21 protein-coding genes and 1 tRNA gene are annotated in these 24,934 nt (G+C 64.2%); 13 read left to right on the top strand and 9 right to left on the bottom strand.

Annotated features, from left to right (window positions below; genetic code table 11):
• Positions 1-44 precede the first annotated feature (44 nt).
• The 4 genes from EV679_RS16410 to EV679_RS16395 all read right to left on the bottom strand — a co-directional run bounded on the left by EV679_RS16410 (position 45) and on the right by EV679_RS16395 (position 8,034).
• Positions 45-1,043, bottom strand: a complete 999-nt coding sequence (locus EV679_RS16410) for a FecR domain-containing protein (protein WP_130487787.1) — start codon at positions 1,041-1,043, stop codon at positions 45-47.
• A 6-nt stretch (positions 1,044-1,049) separates the two neighbouring features.
• A complete protein-coding gene (locus EV679_RS16405; RefSeq protein ID WP_130487786.1) occupies positions 1,050-1,562 on the bottom strand; it encodes a sigma-70 family RNA polymerase sigma factor in 513 nt (170 codons plus the stop codon).
• Between the two features lie 269 nt (positions 1,563-1,831).
• A complete protein-coding gene (locus EV679_RS16400) occupies positions 1,832-5,362 on the bottom strand; it encodes a UvrD-helicase domain-containing protein (protein WP_242611514.1) in 3,531 nt (1,176 codons plus the stop codon).
• A 2-nt stretch (positions 5,363-5,364) separates the two neighbouring features.
• Positions 5,365-8,034: a PD-(D/E)XK nuclease family protein gene (locus EV679_RS16395; RefSeq protein WP_130487785.1), complete on the bottom strand. Its 2,670-nt coding sequence runs from the start codon at positions 8,032-8,034 to the stop codon at positions 5,365-5,367.
• A gap of 173 nt (positions 8,035-8,207) precedes the next feature.
• Between EV679_RS16395 and EV679_RS16390 the strand changes: the two genes are divergently transcribed.
• Positions 8,208-8,282, top strand: a tRNA-Arg gene (locus tag EV679_RS16390).
• A 527-nt stretch (positions 8,283-8,809) separates the two neighbouring features.
• Here the strand turns inward: EV679_RS16390 and EV679_RS16385 are convergent.
• Positions 8,810-10,435 carry a CehA/McbA family metallohydrolase domain-containing protein gene (locus EV679_RS16385; protein ID WP_130487784.1) on the bottom strand — a complete coding sequence of 542 codons (1,626 nt, stop codon included), beginning with the start codon at positions 10,433-10,435 and terminating at the stop codon, positions 8,810-8,812.
• A 422-nt stretch (positions 10,436-10,857) separates the two neighbouring features.
• Here EV679_RS16385 and EV679_RS16380 point away from each other — a divergent pair, with 422 nt between their 5' ends.
• Positions 10,858-12,480, top strand: coding sequence for an FMN-binding glutamate synthase family protein (locus tag EV679_RS16380; RefSeq protein ID WP_130487783.1), 1,623 nt, complete (start codon positions 10,858-10,860; stop codon positions 12,478-12,480).
• A 29-nt stretch (positions 12,481-12,509) separates the two neighbouring features.
• Here the strand turns inward: EV679_RS16380 and rrtA are convergent, their stop codons facing one another.
• Positions 12,510-13,142 (bottom strand): rhombosortase, encoded by a 633-nt coding sequence (rrtA, locus tag EV679_RS16375; RefSeq protein WP_130487782.1) that lies wholly within the window; start codon positions 13,140-13,142, stop codon positions 12,510-12,512.
• Between the two features lie 275 nt (positions 13,143-13,417).
• Between rrtA and EV679_RS16370 the strand changes: the two genes are divergently transcribed.
• Genes EV679_RS16370 through ada form a run of 3 tightly spaced genes read left to right on the top strand, consistent with a single transcriptional unit; the run spans position 13,418 to position 15,920 of the window.
• A complete protein-coding gene (locus tag EV679_RS16370) occupies positions 13,418-14,065 on the top strand; it encodes a methylated-DNA--[protein]-cysteine S-methyltransferase (RefSeq protein ID WP_242611513.1) in 648 nt (215 codons plus the stop codon).
• 2 nt (positions 14,066-14,067) lie between these two features.
• A complete protein-coding gene (locus tag EV679_RS16365) occupies positions 14,068-14,748 on the top strand; it encodes a DNA-3-methyladenine glycosylase family protein (RefSeq protein WP_068370277.1) in 681 nt (226 codons plus the stop codon).
• A gap of 41 nt (positions 14,749-14,789) precedes the next feature.
• Complete coding sequence (ada, locus tag EV679_RS16360; RefSeq protein ID WP_068370279.1) at positions 14,790-15,920, top strand: bifunctional DNA-binding transcriptional regulator/O6-methylguanine-DNA methyltransferase Ada; 1,131 nt, start codon at positions 14,790-14,792, stop codon at positions 15,918-15,920.
• A gap of 392 nt (positions 15,921-16,312) precedes the next feature.
• Here the strand turns inward: ada and EV679_RS16350 are convergent, their stop codons facing one another.
• The 3 genes from EV679_RS16350 to EV679_RS16340 all read right to left on the bottom strand — a co-directional run bounded on the left by EV679_RS16350 (position 16,313) and on the right by EV679_RS16340 (position 19,303).
• On the bottom strand, positions 16,313-17,731 hold the full coding sequence (locus tag EV679_RS16350; RefSeq protein ID WP_068370281.1) for an NAD(P)/FAD-dependent oxidoreductase: 1,419 nt from the start codon (positions 17,729-17,731) through the stop codon (positions 16,313-16,315).
• Positions 17,732-18,050: 319 nt separating this feature from the next.
• Positions 18,051-18,656: a biliverdin-producing heme oxygenase gene (locus EV679_RS16345; RefSeq protein WP_068370283.1), complete on the bottom strand. Its 606-nt coding sequence runs from the start codon at positions 18,654-18,656 to the stop codon at positions 18,051-18,053.
• 161 nt (positions 18,657-18,817) lie between these two features.
• Positions 18,818-19,303: a type II secretion system protein N gene (locus tag EV679_RS16340; protein ID WP_238591349.1), complete on the bottom strand. Its 486-nt coding sequence runs from the start codon at positions 19,301-19,303 to the stop codon at positions 18,818-18,820.
• A 325-nt stretch (positions 19,304-19,628) separates the two neighbouring features.
• Here EV679_RS16340 and gspG point away from each other — a divergent pair, with 325 nt between their 5' ends.
• The 8 genes from gspG to gspN all read left to right on the top strand — a co-directional run bounded on the left by gspG (position 19,629) and on the right by gspN (position 24,928).
• A complete protein-coding gene (gene gspG / locus EV679_RS16335; protein WP_068370286.1) occupies positions 19,629-20,102 on the top strand; it encodes a type II secretion system major pseudopilin GspG in 474 nt (157 codons plus the stop codon).
• A complete protein-coding gene (locus EV679_RS16330) occupies positions 20,077-20,610 on the top strand; it encodes a prepilin-type N-terminal cleavage/methylation domain-containing protein (RefSeq protein ID WP_068370288.1) in 534 nt (177 codons plus the stop codon). Before gspG ends, EV679_RS16330 begins: the two co-directional genes overlap by 26 nt.
• Positions 20,607-20,990 (top strand): type II secretion system minor pseudopilin GspI, encoded by a 384-nt coding sequence (gene gspI, locus EV679_RS16325; protein ID WP_127774750.1) that lies wholly within the window; start codon positions 20,607-20,609, stop codon positions 20,988-20,990. Before EV679_RS16330 ends, gspI begins: the two co-directional genes overlap by 4 nt.
• A 3-nt stretch (positions 20,991-20,993) precedes the next feature.
• A complete protein-coding gene (locus EV679_RS16320; protein ID WP_068370292.1) occupies positions 20,994-21,611 on the top strand; it encodes a PulJ/GspJ family protein in 618 nt (205 codons plus the stop codon).
• A gap of 104 nt (positions 21,612-21,715) precedes the next feature.
• Positions 21,716-22,588, top strand: coding sequence for a type II secretion system minor pseudopilin GspK (gspK, locus tag EV679_RS16315; protein WP_083969563.1), 873 nt, complete (start codon positions 21,716-21,718; stop codon positions 22,586-22,588).
• Positions 22,585-23,604 (top strand): type II secretion system protein GspL, encoded by a 1,020-nt coding sequence (gene gspL, locus EV679_RS16310; RefSeq protein ID WP_068370294.1) that lies wholly within the window; start codon positions 22,585-22,587, stop codon positions 23,602-23,604. The genes gspK and gspL overlap by 4 nt, the downstream gene beginning before the upstream one ends.
• Positions 23,601-24,182: a type II secretion system protein GspM gene (gene gspM, locus EV679_RS16305; RefSeq protein WP_068370295.1), complete on the top strand. Its 582-nt coding sequence runs from the start codon at positions 23,601-23,603 to the stop codon at positions 24,180-24,182. Before gspL ends, gspM begins: the two co-directional genes overlap by 4 nt.
• Positions 24,182-24,928 (top strand): type II secretion system protein N, encoded by a 747-nt coding sequence (gene gspN / locus EV679_RS16300; protein ID WP_130487781.1) that lies wholly within the window; start codon positions 24,182-24,184, stop codon positions 24,926-24,928. The genes gspM and gspN overlap by 1 nt, the downstream gene beginning before the upstream one ends.
• The last annotated feature ends 6 nt before the right edge of the window (positions 24,929-24,934 follow it).

Genomic DNA, 24,934 nt, shown 5'->3' with positions numbered 1-24,934 from the left:
TTACATATGGGTTAACACTTCAGAAATGAGAAAGCGCCTCGTTGTTACAACTTTTTCGGCAATACCCGTATCCAATAACGGGAAAGCTGTTGCACCCTGACCGGCAAGTCCTGCGGCAGAGCGTCCAGCACCCTGTCGGTATCGCCCAGCGGAAAAGCGCCAGTCACGGTGAGATGCGCGACGTTCGGGTCGCACTGGATGACCCCCGAGCGATAGCGGGACAGTTCCTTGAGGAATACATCCAGCCGCATGCGGCTGGCGGCGAACATGCCCTGCTGCCATGCGGCAGGATCGCCCTGAATGTTTTCGATTTGCTGGCTGGCCTGCGGGCCGAAATCCAGCTGTTGCCCTGCCGCCAGCTCCAGGGGCTGAGGCAAGGTCGGCCCCTGCACCCGGACTTGCGCTTCCAGCACGCTCAGGCGCGTCACCTCGCCGCCGTCGAGGACGCGTGCAATGAAGCGCGTTCCCAAGGGTTCCATGACGCCGGCCTGCGTGTGTACCCACATCGGCTGCTTGACGGCAGGATCGTGCCCGGTCTGCACCAGGATTTCCCCTCGCCGCAACAGCAGCGTATTGCCTGCCTGCGTGATGTCGATATCCAGTGCGGTATCGGTGTTGAGCCAGATGCTGGCACCGTCGGCCAACAATACTTCCCTGGTTTCGCCCCTGGCGGTGCGGTATGCCGCATTCCAGGCCGGCCATGCGCGGTTGCCTTGCCAGACGGCGCCCGCGCCTACCGCAAAGGCACCACCGAGCATCAACGTCTTGATGGCTGCACGGCGTCCCTGCGCCGCGCTGGCCTGGTGCAGCACCTTCACGGCGGCACGCGGCGCCATGCTGGCGGTGCTGCCGCGCAAGCGCGCACCTACCGACACCACGCCCTGCCAGGCCCGTTCGTGGTCCGGATGTTCGGCCCGCCAGCGCCTACAGGCTGCTTCGGCATTGCCACTGGCATCATCGTTGACGCGCAGCAGCCAATCTATGGCCTGATCCAGCAGTTTTTCATTGGGCAGCGCTACCGCGCCTTCGTCACGAGCAGACATACCGTGCTACCCCACCATCGCGAAATAGCAATGCTTGATGCCCTGCGCCACCGCTTTCTTGACGACATTCACGCTCAGCTTCAATTCCGCGGCGATCTCGGGGCTAGTCATGCCTTCCAGCTGGGACATCAGGAAGATCAGGCGGGTACGGGCCGGCAAGCCGTCCAACACAGCGCAAGCCTGCTCCAGCGCCTGTACCGCCAGCAGCTGTTCCTCCGGGGAGGGTGCCAGGGGTTCGGGCAGGCTTTCCAAGGATTCCTGGTAGGCGCGAGCAATGCGTTCATGACGCACATGATTGAGCAGCACATTGCGCGCCACGGTCGTCAGATAGGCGCGCGGCGCCTTGAGCACCTGCGCCAGATCGGCACGCATGATGCGCTCGAAGGTATCGTGCGCCAGATCCTGGGCCTGCGCCGCGTCCGGCAGGCGCCGCCGCAACAAAGACACCAGCCAGGCGTGATTGTCGCGATAGAGGTCGTTGAGGTCGGCGGGCGAAGACGCGGGCGCGGAAGAAGACATGGGCATACCTGGCCGACAGTGGCAGGCGGCGCCCGCACACCAAATTAATGTAAATCAATCTCACTATTGGAGCATAACCGGCAAACTTGCAAAAGCAAGGAAAAGCCCTCAGCGGCGCGCACGCAACAGTCGGCCGCGCCGTAGCGGCCCCGACAACGGGACAGAATGAGACGAAAACCAGGCGAACAACAGCACCGCCCCTCCCAGGCGAGCGCCAAGGGATGCGACTGGAAGCCGCATCCGTCCTTCAACTTGCCATCGGCCTAGCGTCAGCGCGCCGGGGCGCTGCCCATATCCAGCCAGAGATCCAGCCGGGGGAAATACAGGGCCGCCCGCGCCGCGCTGCGCGTCAGCGCGGTGACCTGATCCAGGTAGCGCACCATCTGCGGCATATAGCGGACGCGCATGCGGCCCGCGAATGCCTCGGCGGTCTCGCCCGGCCAGGGCGTACCGGTTTTGTAGTCGACGATCAGCCAGGTGCCATCGTCCTCGAACGCCAGGTCCAGGATGGATACCTTGCCGCTGGCGTCGAGCAGCGGCCACTCCCGGCGTGCCGCCGCACGCTGCAGCAACCAGCGGCCGCGGTTGTTGCGCAGGGTAGCCAGCAGAATTTCCAGCACATCCCCTGCGTCCTGCGCCGCATGGGCCGTCCGGGTGCCGGCACGCGTCAACTGCCGCGCCATGATGTCCAGGCTGGCGCGCAGGCGCGTTTCCGGCCAGCATTCCAGGCCATCCTGCCCCAGCCGTGTCAGCCAGGCATGCACCAGCGTGCCGATAGCTGCCTGGCGGCTTTCCTCTTCCCCCCACTGGACGCTATCGCCTACCGGCGCCGCCTGCCCCGTCAGGGCAGCATCCGCACCGCTGCTTGCAGCCGGCGCCGTGTCCGCCAACGACAGCAGATCATCCTGGGAAATGCGCTGCAGCAATGCCCCATGCAAACCGGCGGCCTCGGCAGGGGCCAAATCCGCTTCCGGCAGCACGGGCGGAGGCGTTCTGTCGCAATCGTCCAGCAACGGCCACAAGCGCCCCAGCAGGCTGCTGCCTGCCGGCTGGCGCACTTGTCCGCTATCGTCGAGCATGACGCTACCAACCAGATGCAGGCGCTGCCGGGCACGCGTGGCGGCGACATACAGCAAGCGGTCGACTTCGTAATCACCGCGCACCTTCTCACGTCGGCCGATATAACGCGACAGCGGATCGGGTTCAAGCTGTGCGCGCGGCTTGGCAGGCCCGAACAGCACATTGCCGGCAACATGTTCGAAGCTCAGCAGCGGCGTGGACGCCGCCCGCGGCACGCGGTGCAGCCCGTAGAGGATCACCGTGTCGAACTGCAGGCCCTTGGATTTGTGCATGGTCATGATTTCCACGACCGGCCCGCTGCCTGGTTCCGGCTGCCCCGAGGCGAACAGGCGCGCCAGCGCAGCATCCAGCGCCACGGTATCAAGTTCGCCATAAGGCGCGAGCTTTTCCAGCAGCACGAAAACGCTTTCAGCGTCTTCTGCGGTACTGCTGCCGGCGTAGAGCCGGGCTCCCCCCAGGCGTTGCCACAGCGACTCGACCCAGGCCGCCCAGGGCAACACGCCATTTTCGTTGCCGCGATCGAGCAAGATAGCCGCCACGCGCAGCAACCGTTCCCGTTCTGGCACCGGCAAGGAAGCAAGGATCTCGCCGACGGCACTGCCCGCCGCAGCGTGCAGGCACTCGCGCAACACCTGTGGCACCGGCCGCTCGTGCCGGCTGCCAAACAGTCGCGTCAGTGTCGTCAGAGTCAGGCCGCACCAGGGCGCCCGCAACACCGACAACCATGCCAGCCGGTCGGCCGGATGCACCAACGCGCGCACCAGTTGCACCAGGTCCGCCACGACATGGCGCTGCGCCAGCGGCACCAGCTCCACGGCACGGCAGCCGATACCAGCCCGCGTCAGGGCACGCACCAGCTCGCCCAGATGGGTACGCGCCCGAACCAGAATGGCCACGGAATGCGGCTTGCCCGCGGCCGAGGCCAGGGCATCGCGCACCAATTGCCCGGTAATCGCCAGCGCGGCTGCGTCCGACTGCGTCGCCGCGTCGCCCCAGGCCGCATGAAAGCATACCGCCCGGCCCGGCAACGCGGGATTGAATGCAACCGACCGCGTATAGGCCACGGCCCCGGCGTCGGCATTTTCCTCTTCGCGCGATGGCAACAGGCTACCGAAACGCTGGTTGACCCAATCCACGACTCCGGCCTGCGACCGGAAGTTATCGGTCAGGTTCAGGAACTCCAGCCGTAACTCGCCGATGCCGTGATCGCGCACCTGCAGGAACAGCCCCACTTCCGCCTTGCGGAAACGGTAAATGGACTGCATCGGGTCGCCCACCAGGAACAGCGTACGCCCATCGCCCTGCATCCAGCCCGATGTGAGCTTTTCCAGCAGGCGCACCTGAGACTGGCTGGTGTCCTGGAATTCGTCGATCAGCAGATGCCTGATGGAGGCATCCAGCTTCAGCAACAACTCGCCCGGGTCATCGGCTGACCCCAGGGCAGCCTCGGCACGCTGGGAAATCTCGGTGAAATCGACCTCGCCTTCTTGCGCGAAGCGCACCCGCAATTGCGCTGCCGCCAGGCGCAGCACGCGCCATTGCGCTTCCAGGATTTCCCATTGATCGTCCGCAAAATGTGCTGGCGGCAATTCACGCATGGCCGCCAGCGCAGACGCCCATGAAGTGTCCAGGGCGTGTTCATCCAGCCACTCACCCAGCACTTCCTTTTGCTGGCTCTTGGGCGGACAACCGAGGTTCTTGTTCAAGCCCCGGGGCGAACGCGGTTTGCCTTCGCTGGTCAGCAACAGATCTGCCAGAGCCGCCCAGGCCCGGGCCTGCGAGGCGTCACGCGCCAGCGGAGGCAACCAATCGCGCAGCGGTGCCAGTTTGTGGTGCGGGCCGCTTTCATCCAGTGAAGCGACTGCCAGGCGTGCCGCCGGCGCCAGCGCGTCCTCCCAGCCACGCGGCATGCGCCGGGCGGCGGCCTCGATATCGGCCTGGATGAAGTGCGCGAGCGTGGCCTCCTGGCCGGCACGATCCAGGCCGTGGCGCAACAAGGGCATCCACTGGTCGCGCTGCGCCAACATGCTGGCAATCGCCTCCATCGCCGCGGCGACATCCACATCCATATGCGCCAGCAAACGCCGTACACATTCTTCGGATTCTGCCATGCGCAGCGTTTCCAGCGCGGCAGCTTCATAGTGGCTCCAGGCGTTTTCCGCGATGCCCGGCATGCCGCCCAGTTCGGAGAGCCACGGCATGCTGCGCACCAGGCGCGCGCAGAACGAGTCGATGGTCTGGATCGCCAGGCGCGCCGGATGCTTGAGCAACTGCCAATCCTGCTGTTCATCCCGCGCCAGGGCCTGGCGCGCCAGGCGCCAGCTGGCGCGCAGATGAGGCGCATCCGGTTCGATGCCGCTGGCGGCATGACGCAGTTTTTCCAGCACGCGCGCATGCATTTCCGACGCGGCCCGGCGAGTAAAAGTAATCGCAACGATTTCTTCCGGGCGCTCGACCGTCGCCAGCAATGCCAGGATGCGATCCGTCAGCAGCTCCGTCTTGCCCGAGCCCGCCGGGGCCTGCACCAGAAACGAACGCCCAGGGTCCAGCGCCCGGCGGCGCTGTGGCGCGTCCGCTGGCTCACGCACCGCGCCCTGGGGCGCTGCCGGTACAGCGGGCACGCCGGCCGCTGCAAACTGCCCCTCGCCCTGCCCGCCTGCCAGTGCCGGCGGCGTCACATCATTCGGCATGTCGTCAAATTCAAACCCTTGCTGCGTCATGCTCATTCCTCTTCCCGCTGCAGCCGGAGAAACGGCAACGCGTCGCAATAGACCAAATCCTGCGGCTGCAGGACGAAATTGGCGGCATAGCCACGGCTGAATTCATCAGCCAACATGCCGATGGACGCCTCCCAGCGCCGCAGCACGGACGACCAGTCCTGCCCTTCGAAGGCCTTGCTGTCCGTCACCGGTGTGACTCCCTTGATGCCCAGGTCTTCCGCGCCCAGCCCCTTGGCCCGGATGTGCCTTGCATGCACCTGAGCCAGCATCAGCCCGGCGATACCGGATTGCGCCGTCCCGGCCTGGCCAGCCAGGATCGCCGCATAGAACGGCAACTGCAGGTTGACCGGGCGCTGGCGCGACCAATCCGCCTCGGGAAACGCTTCTCCCATGCCGGTTTTGTAGTCGATGATCAGCATGCTGCCATCACCCAGTTGGTCGATGCGGTCCACCCGCGCGTTGAGCGTCAGGCGGCCGTGCTCCCAGCGGTAGCGTTCTTCGCGCTGATAGACGGCAAAAGGCGGGCGTGCCGCTTCGGCATGGCACCAGTCCAGCAACAACCCACGACCGCGCTCGCACTCCAGTTCGCGCAGCGCCGGCTCGTAGGCGCCCAGGTGCTCCTGCGCCGCCTGGCGCACCACTTCCACGACCAGCGCCTCCAGGCGCCCCTCTTCCATGGCGGCATGCAATTGATCCTGGTCGGGCAGCATATGGCCCAGCAACTCCAGCGCATGATGCAGGAACTGCCCGCGCACGTTCATCCCGGCGACCGGTTCATACGCCGGCAATTCGCGGCCGCCCAGGCGATGGCGCACAAACGCCCAGAGCGGATTGCGCGCCTGAGTATCCAGTACATCCAGCCCCCCCGTCACCTGCTCGCCTTCAGCCAGAGGCGGCCCCTGGCTGTCATCGAGTTCTTCCAGCTGCAGTGGTGGCGCGTTGGCCGCCGCTGCTTGCGGCGGCACCACTGGCAGCCCGGCAATGAACGGCGAAGGCCGTAATTCCCGCTCGCCTTCGCGCTCGGCATGGCTGAACACCACGGCAGGTGCACCGCGCAACAAGGCCTCGTAGAGTTGTGCCGCCCAGGCGCGTTCACGGCCCGCCGTCGCCCGCGGAGCACCGGCACGTCGCAATGCCGGCGCCGGAACCAGCGGATTGGGCTTGGGCGACGCAGGCAGGACTTCGTCCGTCAGGCCGATCACCCAAAGCCCGTCCCAGCGCCCGCCCTCGGCCTCCAACAAACCCAGTACATCCAGCCGCGCACGAAAATCGCGCTGCGGCTGGAAAGGCATGCTGTCGGCCAGGCGTTCCAGCAAGGCAACCGCCATGCGTCCGCCCAGGCGGCCTGCCACGGGTTCGAGCGCGGCAAAACGCGCCAACGCCTCGCCAAAGGCCTCCAGAACCTGATAGCTCACGCTATCTATCTGCTGCCGTCCCGGAAACCCCAGCGCATCCAGGGTATGGCGCATGGCGGCTGCCCAGACGGCGGCACCAGCAGCCCCCTGGGGCACACGCCAGGCCTCGCGAGCCCGCTGCCAACGCTCGGCAAAAGCCTCGCCGCCGTCCTGCAAAACCCGGTTCCAATGCGCCGCCCCCACCGTACTCCAGCCGCGCCTGCGCCACTGTGCATCCAGTGCCGCAGGCGGCCAGCGCAGACCGCCCCAATCGACATGCCCGGCCAGCAGCGCCGCCCCCAGGGTGGCGGCATCGCAACCACTGGTGTCATCCCAGCCAGCCATGACCTTCAACCATGCCAGCGCGGCGCGCACTGCCGGCCACTGAGGCAGCGGCCTAGCCACCGAAATATTGAACCAGGCAGACTCCGGCAGCTCAGGCGCCAGCGGCCGCAACGCGCGCGCCAGCACCCGGCGCGCCAGCGGCGCATCCGCTTCCAGGCCGGAGGCCACGATCGCAAACCGCCCTTCGGGTTGGGCAACCAATTGCTGCGCCGCCCATGCCGCCGCTTCACGCCATTCGGCCGCGTGGTCCACCGCCATCAGGCGCGTGGCTTCACCGGTATCCGCCTGCTCTTCCGTCAACGCCAGACACTGCGTGCCGGCCTCTCGCGCCAAAGCAAGAATGCGCTGCATGCGTGGCGACTGCTCGGTAAAACCAGCCAGCACCAACACCTGCGGCCAACGAATGGCCTGTTGCCGCATGGCAGCCAGTACACGGCCTATGGCCTGATTCGCATCCTCGGCGTCCAGCGCCTGCAGTTTTTCCAGATAGGCGGCGCGCCAGGCCAGGAAACGGCGGTATTCGTCCGTTTCCTCAGGACCGAGTACCTCGATGTCCCACTCGTCAAGCAGGGTATCGGCCTCGCGTGCCAGCGACGCGGCCTGCGCGGCATCCATCAGCAGGCGTTCGGCCTCGGCCTCGTGAATCACATCCATCCACACCATGGCGGACGCAAAACTATCCAGCCAGTGCGCGGGCAAATGGGCATCCGGCACGAATGCCAGGCTCTCTGCCGCCTCGCGGTACCAGGATGCCAGCGGCACGATATGCGGCAACTCGCTGACCTGGCGCGTACTGCGCAGGCGCTCGGCGAGTGCCTGGGTCAGTCGGCGCGCCCAACGGTTATTGACCGTCAGCACCAGCGTCCCGCCTGCCGGCATGTCCGCCAAGGCCGCGATGTCGATTCTGGGCATATCGGTATGTAGCTCTGGCATAGATTCCTGGGTTCCTGACTGGCTTGCGCAAGCGGGAATCATAGCGCGCCGGCCGGCAGCCGACACCCTGCCCCGACAGCCCGCCCGGCTGCCAGCCAGACCACCCGCGCCTGAATCAACACGTGCAAAGATGGGGCATTAACAGTTACAATGCTGGATTCAGGTGCCGCTTCGTCCCCATAGTTCAACGGATAGAACAAGAACCTCCTAAGTTCTAGATACAGGTTCGATTCCTGTTGGGGACGCCATAAATCATGCGTAATGCATTGATTTATAAGGAAATATAGGCAACAAATAAAAATCTTTATATCATCCCTTATACCAAAAAAGTCGGCTCTACCCCGTAAACGGGGGACCGGTCACTCATCAGACTCGGTTGATCACACCATTCCAGTCACACTGGGCCAAGACCCGCATGCGGTAATTCTCAAAGTTTCCTTGCCTTACACAAAATCTCACATGATGCATGCGTGGGCAACACAGGGAATGCATCTGATGCACTGATCGTCTGGCGCAAGGCCGACGTCGCATCGCATGCGCAGTCATACTGCATATACCATCAGCCCGGCATATTCCCCTTTACGCGCTCCGATTCAGCGAAGCCATCATGCCCGGCGCCAGTGGAACATGGCGTGACCACCACGCGTGCGCGGCCTCGAAACAAACTGTACTTCGCAACAGCAACAGCGCCACTGTTATCGCTGCCCGTCCGGGCAACCGTCGGGCGTAGCGATGTATCTGTGCGCAGGCGCATAAGCCCCTGCGCACCTGCGCCTTACTCCACGCTGACGAACACCGGATTCGAATAGAACCACAGATCGTTGTAGTTACGCGCATTGATGGCGTCGAACCGGGCCTTGTTCTCGGTGATCGTCACCTTCGCGTCCGGCAGCGGTTCGCCGTTGGCGGTCTCACCGTCCACGTCTGCCCCAAGATTGGTACCGCGCAGGCGCAGATACTGGTTGCGTTCGGCAGTCATGGTATAGCGGATCGTGTAATAGCCGTCTTCGTCCAGCGTCCAGTCCTCGCGGGTGAATCGTGCCAGCACATGCGTGGACGAATTGGTCGCACGTTCGTACGCGGCTGTGCCGGGCTGGGCCTTGCCGGTGACGTCGCCGACGATCAGGTCCACGTGATCCACTGTGGGACGCACGTAGGTCGGATTGCCGCTGCCCAGCGGATACTCGTAGTTATTGGCGGAAGGGCTGCGGAAGCGGATGGTCACGTCCACCTCGCTGCCCTGGGCCACCTTCAGTTCCTGGCCCATATGGGCGCTGGCATCGCCACTCGCAGCCTGGAAATCCAGCGCGTCGATCAGATCGCCGAACACACCGAACAAACGCCCGGCGCGCAGGCCGGCCAGAATGTCGGCCATGGTATCGCCATCCTTGAACAGATACGTGCGTGCATACTCTCCTGGTGCGTAGCCGCTGCTGTGCTGGCCGTTGGCGGTCAGAAAGTGATAGTCGGAATTGGCCACGTTCCAAACGCGCCGGCCTTCGCCTAGCAGCGCGTCCCAGGTGCCGCCGAGCTTGGCAACCAGATAATCCGTTCCGCCGTAGGTCCGCGAGGGCAGATTGCCATCGGTATAGGCTTCGGCATAACCGCCGCGATCAGGCTCCATCTGGTTGCCGACCATACCTTCCATTGCAAAGAAAATCTCTGGTGCCAGATCGTTCATTTCGCGGATCTGGGCAATGGTGTATTTGCCCATGTAGCGCGAAGGATGATTCAGCAGCACATAGCTGTCTGGATGGTTGTCGCGCAGCCAGGCGATAGCCTTGAGCGAATCGGCGTGGGAGGAATAGGCCCGGGTCTCGGCGGACAGGCGCTCGACCAGAGAGGCATCGAACAGCGCGGCGTCGCGGCTGGTAAACAGGTACTCGAATTCGGCCACAGCCGTCAGCGATTCGGCGGAGAACGGGGCATCCAGGCCGATACCGATGTTCACGTGATCATGCGTGGGCATATCCCATTCGAACGACGAGAAAATCGTTTTGCCAGCGTACTTGCCGTTGGCCTGCGCCTGCTGGATGAAAGGCACTTCATACTCAGCCATGCCTTGCGAAAAAGGAATCGAACCGCCAGCGATCTCGGCGCCGGTATGGTCGCGGCGGGACAGGCGCAGGTGGTTGGAAATAGAGACCCAATCCAGATCGTAGCGCTCGAAAGCAGAATCGAGCACGTGTTCCAAGCTGACCTGGGCGTCGTCGGACTGATAGGTATGCACGTGCAGATCGCCCGCGCTCCAGGCGCCGGATTCTGGCTTCGGCTCGACGGTGGGCGGAATCGTGATGCCCGTATTGTCATTGTTGTCGCTGCCGCAGGCGGCGAGCAGGATGGCACAGGTCAGACCCGCCAGCATGGAGGGCAGGCGGGGTGCGAGGCGTTGGGAATGCATATTGAGGTGAAGCTCCGATGTGGCATCGGGCTGGACGATCCAGCCAGGGAAGCCGCGCAGGGAGCGCGGCGCAATGCCGATGAGGACGGGTGTCGGTAGCAGCCCGGATTAGAGGTGCGGGAAAACTATAGAGATTTGATGTGACGGTTCAATGACCCAAGCAGAACGCGCGGTTCGGACGTGAGTCGTCACGAATCAACGCTGGTGTCGTTGATGCAGCCGCATGCACACGGCGCGTCGGCGCCCATTACATCGTATTACGCGACTGCGCCGGATCAAGGGCGTTTGCGGCAGGAAACGCTACCATCCGGGATGTCTCGCCCCGCTGCCTGCCACGGCAGCTCCGGCCCCGGTGCTGGTGCGAATGTTTGAGTGCTGGCCGTGGCGCCAGGCGGGTTTTCCTGCTTTACGAAGGAGCCGCTATGAATCTTTCCGTGCTGGGCCGCTATGCCGTATTCCTGGCCTGTATTGCCTATACCGTCATTTCGCTGCCGCTGTTGCTGCTGGCCGGCCATTTTTCCTGGGCGTGGCTGCCTACCCTGATCACGCTGGCGCTCAGCATCCTGGGCTTTTACGATCTGCGCCAGACCGCTCACTCAGTGCGGCGCAATTACCCGGTTACGGGTAATGTCCGCTATCTGGTGGAGAGTTTCCGCACGGAAATCCGCCAGTATCTGATAGAAGGCGATAACGAGGCCCTGCCTTTCTCCCGCGCCCAACGCGCACTCGTCTATTCACGCGCCAAGCAGCAAAGCTCGGACAAGGCTTTCGGTTCTCTGCTGGATGTCTACCAGCCCAGCTATGAATTCATGGCGCATTCGATCCGCCCCGCCCCGCTGGCAGACCCCGCCACGTTCCGCGTGGATATCGGCGGCCCCGCGTGCAGCCAGCCTTATTCCATGTCGGTGTTCAATATTTCCGCCATGAGTTTCGGTGCTCTGAGCGCCAATGCGATCCGCGCACTCAACCGGGGCGCGCGCATGGGTAATTTCATCCACGATACAGGCGAAGGCGCCATCAGCCCGTACCACCGCGAATACGGCGGCGACCTGACCTGGGAACTGGGTAGCGGCTATTTCGGCTGTAGGAACGCGGAGGGGCGCTTCGATCCCGCCCTCTTCGCCAGCAACGCCGCTGATCCCCAGGTGAAGATGATCGAGATAAAGCTGAGCCAGGGCGCCAAACCCGGCCATGGCGGCATTCTTCCCAAGGAAAAGATCACACCGGAAATCGCCGCCACGCGTGGTGTTCCCATGGATCGCGACTGCGTATCGCCTTCCAGCCACAGCGCCTTCAGCACACCGCTGGAGCTGTTGCAGTTCATCACGCAGTTGCGCGAGCTTTCCGGCGGCAAGCCGGTCGGCTTCAAACTCTGTATCGGCCATCCCTGGGAATTCATGGCCATCGCCAAGGCCATGCACGAAACCGGCATCCTGCCCGATTTCATCGTGGTGGACGGCAAGGAAGGCGGCACCGGCGCCGCTCCGCTGGAATTCATCGACCACATGGGCTTGCCGCTGCGTGAAGGGCTGCTGTTCGTCCACAACACGCTGGTCGGCCTGAACCTGCGCCAGTCCATCCGGATTGGCGCCAGCGGCAAGATCATCAGCGCCTTCGATATCGCCAGCGTCCTGGCCATGGGTGCCGACTGGGCCAACTCTGCCCGCGGCTTCATGTTCGCCATTGGCTGCATCCAGTCCCAATCCTGTCATACCAACCACTGCCCTACCGGGGTGGCGACACAGGATGAGCGCAGGCAGCAGGCGCTGGTGGTGCCAGACAAGGCGGAACGTGTATTCCATTACCACCAGAATACGCTCAAGGCCCTGGCAGAGTTGCTGGCAGCCGCCGGCCTGTCCCATCCTTCGCAGGTGGAGGCCCGCCATCTGGCCCGCCGCATGACCGGCACGGAAATCCGCCTGTATTCCCAGCTACATCACTTCCTCAAGCCGGGCGAGCTGCTGTCGGGCGCAATCGGCAGCGAGTTCTATGAACGCATGTGGCACATGGCACACGCGGAGAGTTTCGAACCGCTCGCTGCCTGATGCACAGGGACGGCGGGCGCCCCATGCTGTCAGCCTGGGGGCCGTCCTCCCTGGTTGCGGCCGCCCGCCTCTTGCGCGGCCACTGGCCGCTGGCGGCGCGCGGCCAGCCAGCCCAGCCCCACGCCCGCCAACCCCAGGCAGAAGCCGTAGACATGGGCGATGCTGACGATGGTGCCGCCTATCATCCGCTCTTCGGAAACCGAGGGCGCCACCAGCCACTGCCAGAGCATCCAGGCCAACACGCAGGCCAGCGCCAGCCAGGCACTTTTATCCCCCTGCAAACCCTGGGGCAGCAGGCACAGCACAAACATGCCATATAGCACGCCTGACAGCCCCACGTAATCAGGCACCCCGGGCGACAGCCACCACAGGCACAGCCCTACGCCCAGCGCCAAGCAGGCCAGGCGCAGCCACAGGCGGCGGTCGAAGCGCTCGGGCGCCAGCAGGCAGCACAACAGCACGCCGGCGCAATTGAGCCATGCGTGATTCCAACCCAGGTGCACGAAGTGCGCCGTCCACAAACGCCAGAGTTCACCGGCGGCGATGGCATCGCGTTCGAACCGCAAGGCGCCACGCACGCTCTCGCCTCCCAGCTGCAACAGCAGCAGTACCCCCACCAGCCCCACGGCCCTGCGCCATTCGGCGCGTATGCCCATTCGCATGAAAAATACCCTTGCGATCTTTGCCCCACGCATGGCTGCCGGCCGCCCAGGGCCGGGCCGCCGCACACCCAGGCGGAAATGATAAAGCAAGCGGCAGCCCTTGCCAGTGCCAGAGCCTGCGGAAATTCGACCGCAAGAACCGGAGTGCCGGGGCCGGCAACAGATACTAAGCTGCAGCATCAGGATTACCCAGGTGAGATAGCATCATGATTTCCCCATTGTCCGCCCAGCCGGCTGCCGGCCCCGCACACCCCGTTCCGACACCTTTTGCCGCCATGCCTCCACCCCAACCGTCTTCCATGCATATGCCTGTCGCCCCCGCCGGCGCTGCCATACCGCCAGCCGACGCCACGGCGCATGGCGCCATCTTCCTGCTGTACCGCACGGAAACACCGCTGGGGCAGGCCTTGCTGGTCACGGACGAACAGGGCCGCCTGCGCGCGCTGGACTGGCATGACCACGAAGCCCGTATGCGCCAACTGATGACACGCCAATACCGCAGCCTGGCCATCCGCCTGCGCGATACCGCCGAAGCGCCAGTGGCTGCCGACGCTCTGCTACGCTATTTCGGCGGAGAACTCCACGCGCTCGACCACCTGTCTGTCGCCCTGGGCGGCACGGAGTTTCAGCGGCAGGTCTGGCATGCCTTGCGCAGTATTCCCGCCGGCCATACCCTCAGCTACGGCGAACTGGCGAAAAATATCGGACGCCCGGCCGCCGTGCGAGCTGTAGGGCTGGCCAACGGGGCCAATCCCGTCAGCCTGGTGCTGCCCTGCCACCGCGTGATCGGCAGCAATTCCTCCCTGACCGGATACGGTGGCGGCCTGCACCGCAAGCACTGGCTGCTGGCGCACGAACACGCCCTGCCTGCAGCCTCGTCCGCGCCGCCCGAACAATGCAGCAACCGGCTGCCCGGATTCTGACCATGGCTGACGCAACCCACGCCCCGGCCACCGTGCAAGCGATTGCCGCCGACCTGTCACCGCAGGCCTACGAACGAGCGGCAGCGCACCTGTCCAGTCTGGATGCTGACTGGGCGCGCAACATTGCTGCCATCGGTCCCTGCCGCCATGCGGCCAAACCCGCCCGCGAACCCTATGAAGCCCTGGTGCGCGCCATCGCCTACCAGCAGTTGAGCACCAAGGCCGGCGACACCATCCTGGCACGCCTGCTGGCGCTGTTTCCCGGCAGCCCGTTCCCGGCTCCGGCGCAGTTGCTGGCCTGCGACCCGGCTGCCATCCGCGCCTGCGGGTTTTCCGCCGCCAAACTGGCAACCGTGCAGGGCATCGCCCAGGCCACGCTGGAAGGCACCGTGCCCTCGCGTGCGCAAGCCCTGCAGCTCGACGATGACAAGCTGATTGAACGACTGGTCACACTCAAGGGCGTGGGTCGCTGGACCGTCGAGATGCTGTTGATCTATACACTGGAACGATCCGATATCCTGCCTGCGGACGATCTGGGCGTGCGTGACGGCTACCGGCTGCTCAAGCGCCTGGAAACAATGCCGAGCGCCAGGCAAATGCGCGAATTCGGCCTCGCCTGGCAACCATACCGCACCATCGCTACCTGGTATCTTTGGCGCATGCGCAGTGCCGTTACAACCTGAGCCTGTCTCCTTGTCATCCACAGATCTGGAACCCATGCATCATGACTGACCAGCCTGCCTGCTACGACACGGACGAACAACGCTGGCACGCCGTGGTAGCACGCGATGCCGGTGCGAATGCGCATTTTGTCTACGCCGTGCGCACCACCGGGCTCTACTGTTTGCCCGGCGCCGCCGGCAAACGCCCGCGCCGCGAGAATGTCACATTCTTCCCCACGCCCGCTGCTGCCGAAGCCGCTGGCTACCGGCCCAGCCAACGTGTCCAAGCGCTGGATCAGGCCTCGGCGCGCCATGCCGCCATCATCCGGCAAGCCTGCCTGCAACTCGAAATGGCAGAGACTGCGCCCGGCCTGCACGCGCTGGCGCAACAGGCCGGCATGAGCCCCTACCATTTCCACAGGATATTCAAGGCAGAAACCGGCGTCACGCCCAAAGCCTATGCCCAGGCCGCTCGCGTGCGCCGCCTGCGCTCGGCATTGAGCGGCGACACGACTTCGGTCACCGCCGCCATTTACGACGCGGGGTTCAACTCCAACAGCCGTTTCTATGAAAATGCCACACAGGTGCTGGGCATGCCTGCCCGGAGCTATCGTGCGGGCGGCGCCGGCGCCCTCATCCGTTTTGCCATCGGGCAATGCAGCCTGGGCGCGATTCTGGTGGCCCAAAGCCAGCAGGGCATCTGCGCCATTCTGCTAGGCGATTCGCCGGAAGCGCTTTTACGCGACCTGCAGGACCAATTTCCCAGGGCAGAACTGCTGGGAGGCGACCCGGCATTCGAACAACGGATCGCCCAGGTAGTCGGGTTCATCGAAACCCCTGCGTTGGGCCTGAACCTGCCGCTGGATGTTCGCGGCACGGCCTTCCAGCAAAGAGTCTGGCAGGCGCTGCGCGAGATTCCCCCCGGGGCCACAGCCAGCTACATGGACATCGCCAACCGCATTGGTGCCCCCAAGGCGGTACGCGCCGTCGCCCAAGCCTGCGCCGCCAACAAGCTGGCTGTCGCCATTCCGTGCCATCGTGTCGTGCGCCAGGACGGCGACATATCGGGCTACCGCTGGGGCGTTGCGCGCAAACGCGAACTGCTGCGGCGCGAACACGCCGATTCCACGGCTGCGGCGCCCGACAACGCTCCGACAAAACCCCGTCAAAAACCCGGTAAAACGCCAACATAGGCCCGATTGATACCACCCCTGACACTTGCTCTCCGGCTGCCTGGCATGCTTCCACGGCTCGCTGGACTGCTACAGCCGCGCGTTGGATAACGACAGCAGTGAAGAACTGTGACGCGGTCGCCTGCCCGTGGGCGGCCAGGGTGCCCCGATGAGCTATATCGGGACCGATGGCAAGCAATATGTCGTCGTGATCGCAGGCGGTGCCACCCGTACCGGTACCAATGACAACCGTAGCGATTACGTGATCGCCTACAACCTGCCGTAAGCCACATGCGGCTGAGCCCGGCCTGGATTGCTAGAAGCGATCCGGGCCGGGCCCGTGGCAAGCCAGAAAGACGGCAAACCGCTTGCCGCACCGTGTGCCGATGCAGCAAGCCTGGTGGTGTAGACCGTCAGGCGAAGCGATAGAGGTCAAAAGGCGTCGGATCCAGGATGGGCTTTTCACCAAGCAGCAGCGCTGCGGTAATTTCGGCCGAGACCGGGCTTTCCGTCATGCCCCAGCCCGTTGCCGTATTGATGACCATGCCAGGTACTTCTTTCACGACCGAGATGATCGGATTTTCATCCGGTGCAATCGCCATCGCGCCACTCCACTGGTCAATCAGCGTCGCCTCCTTGAACGCAGGGAACTCTGCCCTGAGCTTTTCCAGTGAGGCATTGAGTTCCGGCAGATCAGGGGCCGCAACCATGTTCCTGTTCGTTTCAAATGGCGAAACCTCATCCAGTGCCCAATGGGTCGACTGCATGAACGAATTCAGCAATTGCTCGTTCAGCGAAATATGAACCGGGAAGTCAGGCAAGGCCAGCAACGGGAGATACTTGTACCCGTAGATGAAGGACTCTTTCACCACCGGCGCCACAATGACTCGGGGCGAGGTCGCATAGGTACCGTCCGCCTGTTCGCGGAAGTAGATATTTCCAGGCAGCGCCACGTTGCCGCCCGGCAGGCCTGGGGCCGCGCTGACGAGTTGCTGGGACTGGTAGGCCGGCAGCGTCGGAACTGAAACATTCAGGTTCTGCATGAACAGCCTGGACCACGCGCCACCCGCCACCACGACGCGGGAGGTCCTGATGGCGCCCTTTTCGGTCACGAGATCGGAAATCGCCCCTGCCTGGGTTTCCACGCCACGCGCAGCGCAATTCGTATAGATCTTGACACCGATACGCTTGGCGTATTCGGCAATGACGAACGTCGTGACCTCGGCATCCAGACTGCCGGAGTCCTCTTCGAAACCGGCGATCTTCCATTCAGAAACAGCACCCCGCAGCCGCTGGGCAAGTTCCGCTCCCTCAATGATGCGGGTCTTGAACGGAATATCGGGACCGAGTTCCGCGCTCCTGGCGGCGATCCACTTCCGGACATTTTCGAGGTCTTCTTCGTCCAGCGGCACTTCAACCCGGCCCTGGGTGCGGTAGCTGGTATCGAAACCAACCTTCGCATTCATTTCACGCCAGCGCTGCTTGCCCAGATGGTGCAGCATGAACGTAGCGTCAGGCATCTTGTAAGTGATGACCTGGCCATAGAAGCGGCTCGACTGCTCACCCGCGATATTGCCCTTCTCGACGATCACGACCGACAGTCCGCGTTCAACCAGGCTGATTGCTGTCATGAGGCCCAGAATACCCGCGCCGACAACAACGACGTCTGCCTGAGCCGGCAGCGGTCCTTCCATGCCTTCGACAAAACCGACCCGGGGCTGGCCCGGAACCAGGCTTCCTTCGCGCGTCAGCATGGGGGTCAGGACCGCGCCACCAGCCACAACGACGGCAGCCCCTGAACCCATCAGGAGCTTTCTTCTTGTGATGTTCATATCAAAACTCTCAAAACTTTCATGTGTGTCCGGCTGATCTATCAATGCTCAACCAACCGCGCCATTATTTCACATCTCCCACGGAAGCAAGCATAAAGCAGATGAGAATCACTTGCTATTATACAAATGCAAATAGTTGATTATGCTTATATATCCAATTCAGGCACCCTCTGGCGCACCTCAGGATTGGGATCATTCTGAGGCAAAAAAACCGCCACGCCATGCATCCCGGGTTTACCGGGAGACACGTCGTGGCGGTGCTCCGGCCATCCAACCGTCACGGGCAAGGAGCCACGCGCCGGTTGCTGCGGTCAGCAGATCAGGCCAGTTGGTAGTGCGAGGTCAGCAGATCGCCGAAGCGGTCGTAGGCAGCGTTGGCGCCGGCCACGACACGATCCTGCTCTTCCTGGCTCAGTCCGCTTTCGTTCAGCGCGTTGACAAAGCTCTTCCAGGCCTTGGCACGGCCTTCCGGATAGGCGGCCAGATTGCGGGCACCATGTTCGGCGGTCAGGCCCAGCTTTTCACCGGCTTCCTTGAACAGGAAGGCAGCGCCCAGCGTGGAACCTTCGGAGACATACAGCCAGCCCAGCGCTTCGGGCGACACCACGTCCGAGGTGGCGATGGCGATGTCTGCCGGGGCATCGGCGCCGATGTCCTTCAAATCCTGCAGCGCGGCTTCCTGGCGGCCACGGATATCCAGATCCGGCACCAGTTGCTTAAGGCGCTCGTCGCTGAACAAGAACTCGACGTCGCGCTGGAACAGATACTGCGCTTGAACAAACTTTGCATAACTTTGCACATCGGCAAAGGGATTGGCACGCGCCATCAGGCCGTGCATGCGCTGGTGCTGTGCGCCGGTCTCAGTTTGCAGACGCTTGGACAGCGTGACTTCCGTCGTTGCGGCTTCCTGGGTTACTGCGGACATGTCTGGCTCCTTGCGGGGAAGATGACTGGATAATGCGCGCCAGCCCTGGCGCCGCCAAGGGGCGCAGCACCGGCGCCATGCCGATACCGGACTGGTACCTGACCAGTGTATCGGAGCGCAAGGAAACGCAATCTCAAGAATGTTCTATCAAGCTCAACGCATCAGGGCTGGGCTGGCGAGGATTCCGGCGCGACTTTCACGAAGCCCTGGATCACCGGCCTCGGGTCGGCAGCCATGCGCACGGCTTCGACCGCGCCATCCTGGTCTATCGAGACCTCATCGCGAGCCACCGCCACCAGTGTGACGCCCGGCGCCAGGGTTTCACCCACGCGGTAAGCACGGGGCGTGGCGCCATCCACGCTCAGCACGGCAGCGCCACGGTCGTTGCCCATGGCGATGATCCCCGCCACCGTCACGCGCACCCGTTGATTGCCGCCGCCGAACCAGCGCGCCACCGGCTGGACGTCCGTACCAGCCACGGTCTCGAAAGTCATTGAGGGAGGAATGGCGCCGGGCCGCGGCGCCAGCAGCAAAACCGTCCATACCCCCAACCCGACGGCCAGCGCCAGGGCCGCCAGCAGGCGTACCAGGCTCGCCGGATTCACACGGATCTGGGGAAAACGTAAGGCAGGAAGACGAAAATTCACAAATGCACCGTGACAGTGGCAAATATTCAGGGCCGCGAATCGCGGGCAGGCAAAGTCCAGATATATTAGGGCAGGAAACGCAGGGACAGCAGCAGGAAAACAGAAGGAACAACAGGAACGGGTACCAAGGCCCTCCGCCTCGCAGCCTGCAGCAATAAGCACTGTCATCCCGGCGCAACAGAACGGGGGTTATCGTACGGAATTGTCCGGATCACGCACAACCCTGCCTTTCTATATGATGTGCGGGCCCAATCTCCCCTATCCGGGAGTGACAAAGTATAAACTAATGCTATTCTCATTCATTTGACAGTTTTTTGACGTCGCCATGATACCCACCGCCTCCCCGGCCCCCCGCTTCCTTTCCCGCCAGCGCCGTTTCCGCCGCGCCGGTCGGCAGTCCGGTTTTTCCCTGATCGAAATCATGGTAGTCGTGGTCATCATGGGCATTCTCGCCGCGCTGGTGGTGCCTAACCTGCTGGATCGTCCCGACCAGGCGCGTATCGTCGCCGCCCGCCAGGATATCGGCGGCATCATGCAGGCACTCAAGCTCTATCGCCTGGACAACGGCCGCTACCCGAGCCAGGCTCAAGGCCTGGAAGCGCTGGTCAAGCGTCCCGACGTAGCGCCGTTGCCCAACAACTGGCGCTCCTATATGGACCGCCTGCCCAACGACCCCTGGGGCGCTCCCTATCAATACCTGAATCCCGGTGTACACGGCGAAATCGACGTATTCTCGTTCGGCGCGGACAGCCAGGCCGGCGGCGAAGGCAACGATGCCGATATCGGTTCCTGGCAATAAAGCCTTACCCGGTCTTTCTGGCGGACAACGCGGTTTTTCCCTGCTGGAACTTCTGGTCGTGCTGGCGATCATCGGTATCGTTACCGCCATCGCCGGCCTGAGCGCCTTTCCCTCCTCGAAGGATCGCGCCTTGCAACAAGATGCCCACCGCCTGGCTCAACTGCTGCCCGTCGTGCAGTCGGAAGCCCGTAGCGGCGGGCGTCCCATCGTTTGGGAATTCGATACGCAGGGCTACCGCTTCGCACGCCGCCCACACACGCTGGCGCTACCGGTAGGCATGAGCGCGCTGGCGCCGGTGGAATCCGAGTATTTCGAGAACGACGACTTGCTGCGCCCACGCCGCTGGGACAGCGAAACGCCGGTCACCGTGCGTATCTCGCCCAATTCGGCCAATGTCTTCAATGTGGAATGGATGCCTGACCCGATGGTCATCGAGCTGGACAACGGCCAGCAACACCTGCGCATAGAGCGCGATGCAACCGGGCACTACGAGGTCGTGCTGCCATGAACCTGCCTCGCCTGCGGCGTGCCCGCACGTCCGGTTTTACGCTGATAGAAGTACTGGTCGCGCTGGCCATCGCCGGCGTGGCACTGGCTGCCTGCGTGCGCGCCCTGGGGCTGAGCGCAAGCGGCACCCAGGCCATGCGCGAGCGCAGCCTGGCGCTGCTATCAGCGGAAAACCGCATGGCCGAGCTGCGCCTGCTCAATGCCTTCCCAGGCCCGGGGCGACAAACGGAAAACTGCCCCCAGGGGCCGCTGACCCTGACCTGCGAGCAGGAAATCCGCAGTTCCAACAACACCAATTTCCGCCAGGTCACCATACGAGTCCGCGATGCCGAAGGCACGGTACTTGCCGACCTGCGCGGCCTGCTGTCGTCGCTGAGATAAGCCATGCACAGCCGGCAACATGGATTTACCCTGATCGAAGTTCTGGTCGCGCTGATGCTCATGGCGCTGGTCAGCCTGATTTCATGGCGCGCACTCGACAGCGTGGAGCGCACCAGCGAACGCCTGGAACAGGTTTCCGAAGACATCATGTCCCTGATGCGCGTTTTCGGCCAGCTGGACCGCGACCTGCGCCTGCACGCAGACAACAGCATCCTGCCCGAATACCATCCGGTCGGCCAGGCTGTGGTCGCCCGTTCGCTGCCGGCCGGCATCAACTATATCCGTACCGATGGCGGCGTCCCCTATCTGCAGGTCATACGCGCCGCCCCGGCCGACAACGGCACCTGGCAGCAGGTGCGCTGGTGGCTGGAAGGGACGCGCCTGATGCGCGCCATCGCCCCCGCTGGCCGGCAGTTGCCGCTGCCCGAGCCGCCGCAAAAAGGCACGGTCGTGCTCGAAGACGTGAATCTGTTCGAAGTCCGCGCCTGGCTGCCGGGACGCGGCTGGACCAACCTGCCGCTGCCAGATGGCTCGCCCAATGCGACAGGCCTGGAAATCACCCTGGACCGCACAACGGGCCCGGATGCCGGCCGCTATCGCAAAGTGGTGCTGCTGCCATGATGCGCCGACGCTCCTACCCCGTTCGCCCCGCCCGGCCTGCTCCAGGGCGCAGCTTGCTGCCGCGCTTGCCCAGCATGCGGCTGACAGCCTGGCGACAACGCGGCATGGCCGTGATCAGCGCGCTGATCGTCGTGGCGGCCGCCGCCATTGCCGCCACCGCCATCCTGGAACGCCAGGCCTACCTGGCGCGCACCCTGGCCAGCGAACGGGACCGGGCGCAAGCCGACTGGCTATTGCGCGGCGGGCTGGACTGGTCGCGCGTCATCCTGCGCTGGGATGCCCGACGCAATGCCATCACCCGGCCGGATTCGGCCTGGGCCCGCCCGATTACCGGACTGGAAATTTCCGAGCCGGACGATCCTCGCACCGCGCTGTTTTCCGGCCGTGCGGAAGATGAGCAGGGCAAATACAACCTGAACAACCTGGCCGCCCAGGGCATCATCAAGCCAGACGAGCTGATGTCGCTGGAACGCCTGCTGAACTATCTGCGCGTGCCCACCCATCTTGCCAGCAGCATTGCCCAGCGCGTTGCCGACAGCCAGCCCACCGAGAACCGGCGTGCCAGCGCACCCGGTCTGCGGACGATCAACGATCTGCGCGGCATCGACGATATCGACGCCACTACCGTAGACCTGTTGCGCCCCTATCTCACCGTTTTGCCCGCCACGACGGCCATCAATGCCAATACCGCCAGCGCGGAAGTGCTGAGCGCCGCCATCTCCGGCCTGTCGCTGGCCGATGCACGGGCCCTGGTGGTACAGCGTGACCGAGGCCAGTGGTTCAACAACAGTGGTGACTTCGTCAACCGTCTGCCCAACCGCGAACTGGACGTCGGCAACCGCATCACAGCCAACAGCAACTGGTTCCGGGTAGCCGGAGAGGTTTCACTGGACAATGCCGTCGTCGGCATGGAGGCGTTGCTCAACCGCGCCGATCGCAATTCCCCGACGGTCGTCTGGATCAAGGAAATGAATTGAAGAATCACCTACGCCTGGCGCTTCCTCCTCTGGCCAGCCTGAGACCCGAAAGCCACGTCGCCTTTGCGCTGCTGGACCGCAACGGCACCGTGCTCCGTTCCGGTGAGCTGCAGCTGGCGCAGCTTGCCAGCGCCGTGCCGGCGCCCGGCGTACAAGCCATCCTGCACCCTGGCGACGCCGTCATCGTCACGCTCAATGTGCCCGCACTGTCCGGCAACCGCCTGGACCTGGCCGTGCAATCGCTGGTGGAATCGATGGCCCTGTCGGATACCGACGCGCTGTGCATCATCCACGGCCCGAGGCAGGAAAACGGCAGTGCCATCGTCGCATGGACCGACCGCGAACCGCTGCTGCGGGCCTGGCGCCTGCTGGCGGAAGCCGGCCTGAATGTCCAGAGCCTCACGCCGCTGCCGCTGGCGTTGCCTGCGCAAGACAAGGAACGCGAGCGCCAGTTGAGCCTGCCTGCCGACGAGCGCTGGCGCCAACCGCTGCCCAAATGGTCCTTCGCCCGCCCGGAATGGCGTCCCGCCGCCGACCAGCGCCGCTGGCGCGCGCCGCTGGCGTGGGTCGCCGGCGCTGCCGCCCTCTGGATTCTGGGCCTGAACATCCATGCCGCGCAGCGTGGCGCCGAAGTCCGTACCCTGACGACAGGCATTGAACAAAGCGTACGCCGCGCCTTTCCGGAAATGTCGGTCATCATCGACCCGCTGCGCCAGGCGGAAAACGCCCGGGATACCTTGCGCCTGGCGCGCGGCGCCAGCAGCAATGATGATTTCGTTCCGCTGGCCCTGGCTGCGGCACGCGTCATGAATGGCGCCGAAGGCCGGGTCGCACGCCTGGTCTATGACAAGGGCGAATTGCAGCTGGGCTTCAACGAGGGCTTCACCGCACCGCCGGAAGCCAGCCTGAACCAGGCCGCCGCCGCCCAGAGCCTGGAAATACGCAAAGACGACACCCTGGAAAATACCTGGATCATTCGCCGTGCCCGCGAACGCAGCCGGGGAGGACAGCAATGAATACGCCGACATCACAGGCCACCCCGGCCTGGAAACAGAACCTGGAGCAATCCAGCGAACGCCTGCGCGCCTGGTGGTCGCAACGCGAACCGCGCGAGCGCAAGCTGCTGCAGGCTGGCGGCCTGGCGGTAGCGCTGGCGCTGGTCTGGCTGATCGGCATCAAGCCGGCGCTGGGCGCCATTGAGCAGGCCGACAAGCGCCTGCCGCAATTGCAGGCAACGGCACTCAAGGTCGACGCCGTCATCCGCGAGGCGCAGGCCCTGCGCCGTGGCCAGAGCGGCAGCATTCCGGCCGAAGAACTGACGCCGGCACTGCAATCGAGCCTGCAACGTGCCGGTCTCTCCGAGCTGGCGACCCTGCGCGAAACCGAGGCCGGCATGGACGGCGCGCGCCAGTGGGAAGTCCTGCTGGAGAACGCCAGCGCCGGGCGCGTCATCGAGTGGCTGGCGGACGTGCCTGCCCTGCTGCATGTGCAGACCCGCAGCGTCGACCTGTCCCGTACCCGCATCGACGGCCGCGACCGTCCGGGTTCGGTAACGGGCAAGATCATCCTGGCAGCCCCGCAGGAGAATGCTTGATGCGTCGTAAACTGATCCTCAAAATCATCGGTTTCATACTGATCGCGCTGGCTGCCGCACTGGCTGTCATGCCCGCCCGCTGGGCCATGGTTCTGCTGCCTGCTTCGCTGCCGCTCGCCATCGTCGACGCCAGCGGTTCCATCTGGAACGGTAGCGCCACTATCGCCGTCGGCCCCGAAGGCCGACGCCGCACCCTGCCCGATCCGCTCAGCTGGAAACTGGCCTGGCGCCAGGGGCCTGTGGCAGACCTCCGTCACCCCTGGCTGGGCGGCCCGGTCACGCTGGCCCCTGGCTGGCGCGGCCTGGCCATCAATGCGCAATCGCTGCGCCTGCCTGCCTCCACACTGACCGCCTTCCATGCCGCGCTGGACACGATCGCACCCGGGGGGGAGCTCCAATTGAACTGGCCCGCATCCACGCTGGGGGCCGCCACGCCGCCCGGCACCCGCCTGCTGGATATCCAGTGGCGTAACGCCTCGTCCGATCTCACCCCGGTGAAACCATTCGGCAGCTATGATCTGGCGGTTAATCAGGATACCGATAAACGCGTCAAGCTGACGCTGGCCACCCGGCAGGGCCCGCTGCGCCTGCAAGGCGAAGGCACCATCAACAGCAAGGGGCTGGCGTTCGACGGCACCGCCGAAGTCGAAGCCAGCGCCAACGCCGATGTCCACGGCGCCCTCAATGAACTGCTCGCCGCGCTCGGACCGCGCACAGGCAATCAGACCCGCCTGCGCTTCCGCTGAGCCCGC

The organism is Kerstersia gyiorum, assembly GCF_004216755.1.
GTDB lineage: Bacteria > Pseudomonadota > Gammaproteobacteria > Burkholderiales > Burkholderiaceae_B > Kerstersia > Kerstersia gyiorum.
The sequence above is the reverse complement of the archived record's forward strand: the minus strand, read 5'-3'. Positions and strand labels throughout refer to the sequence as shown.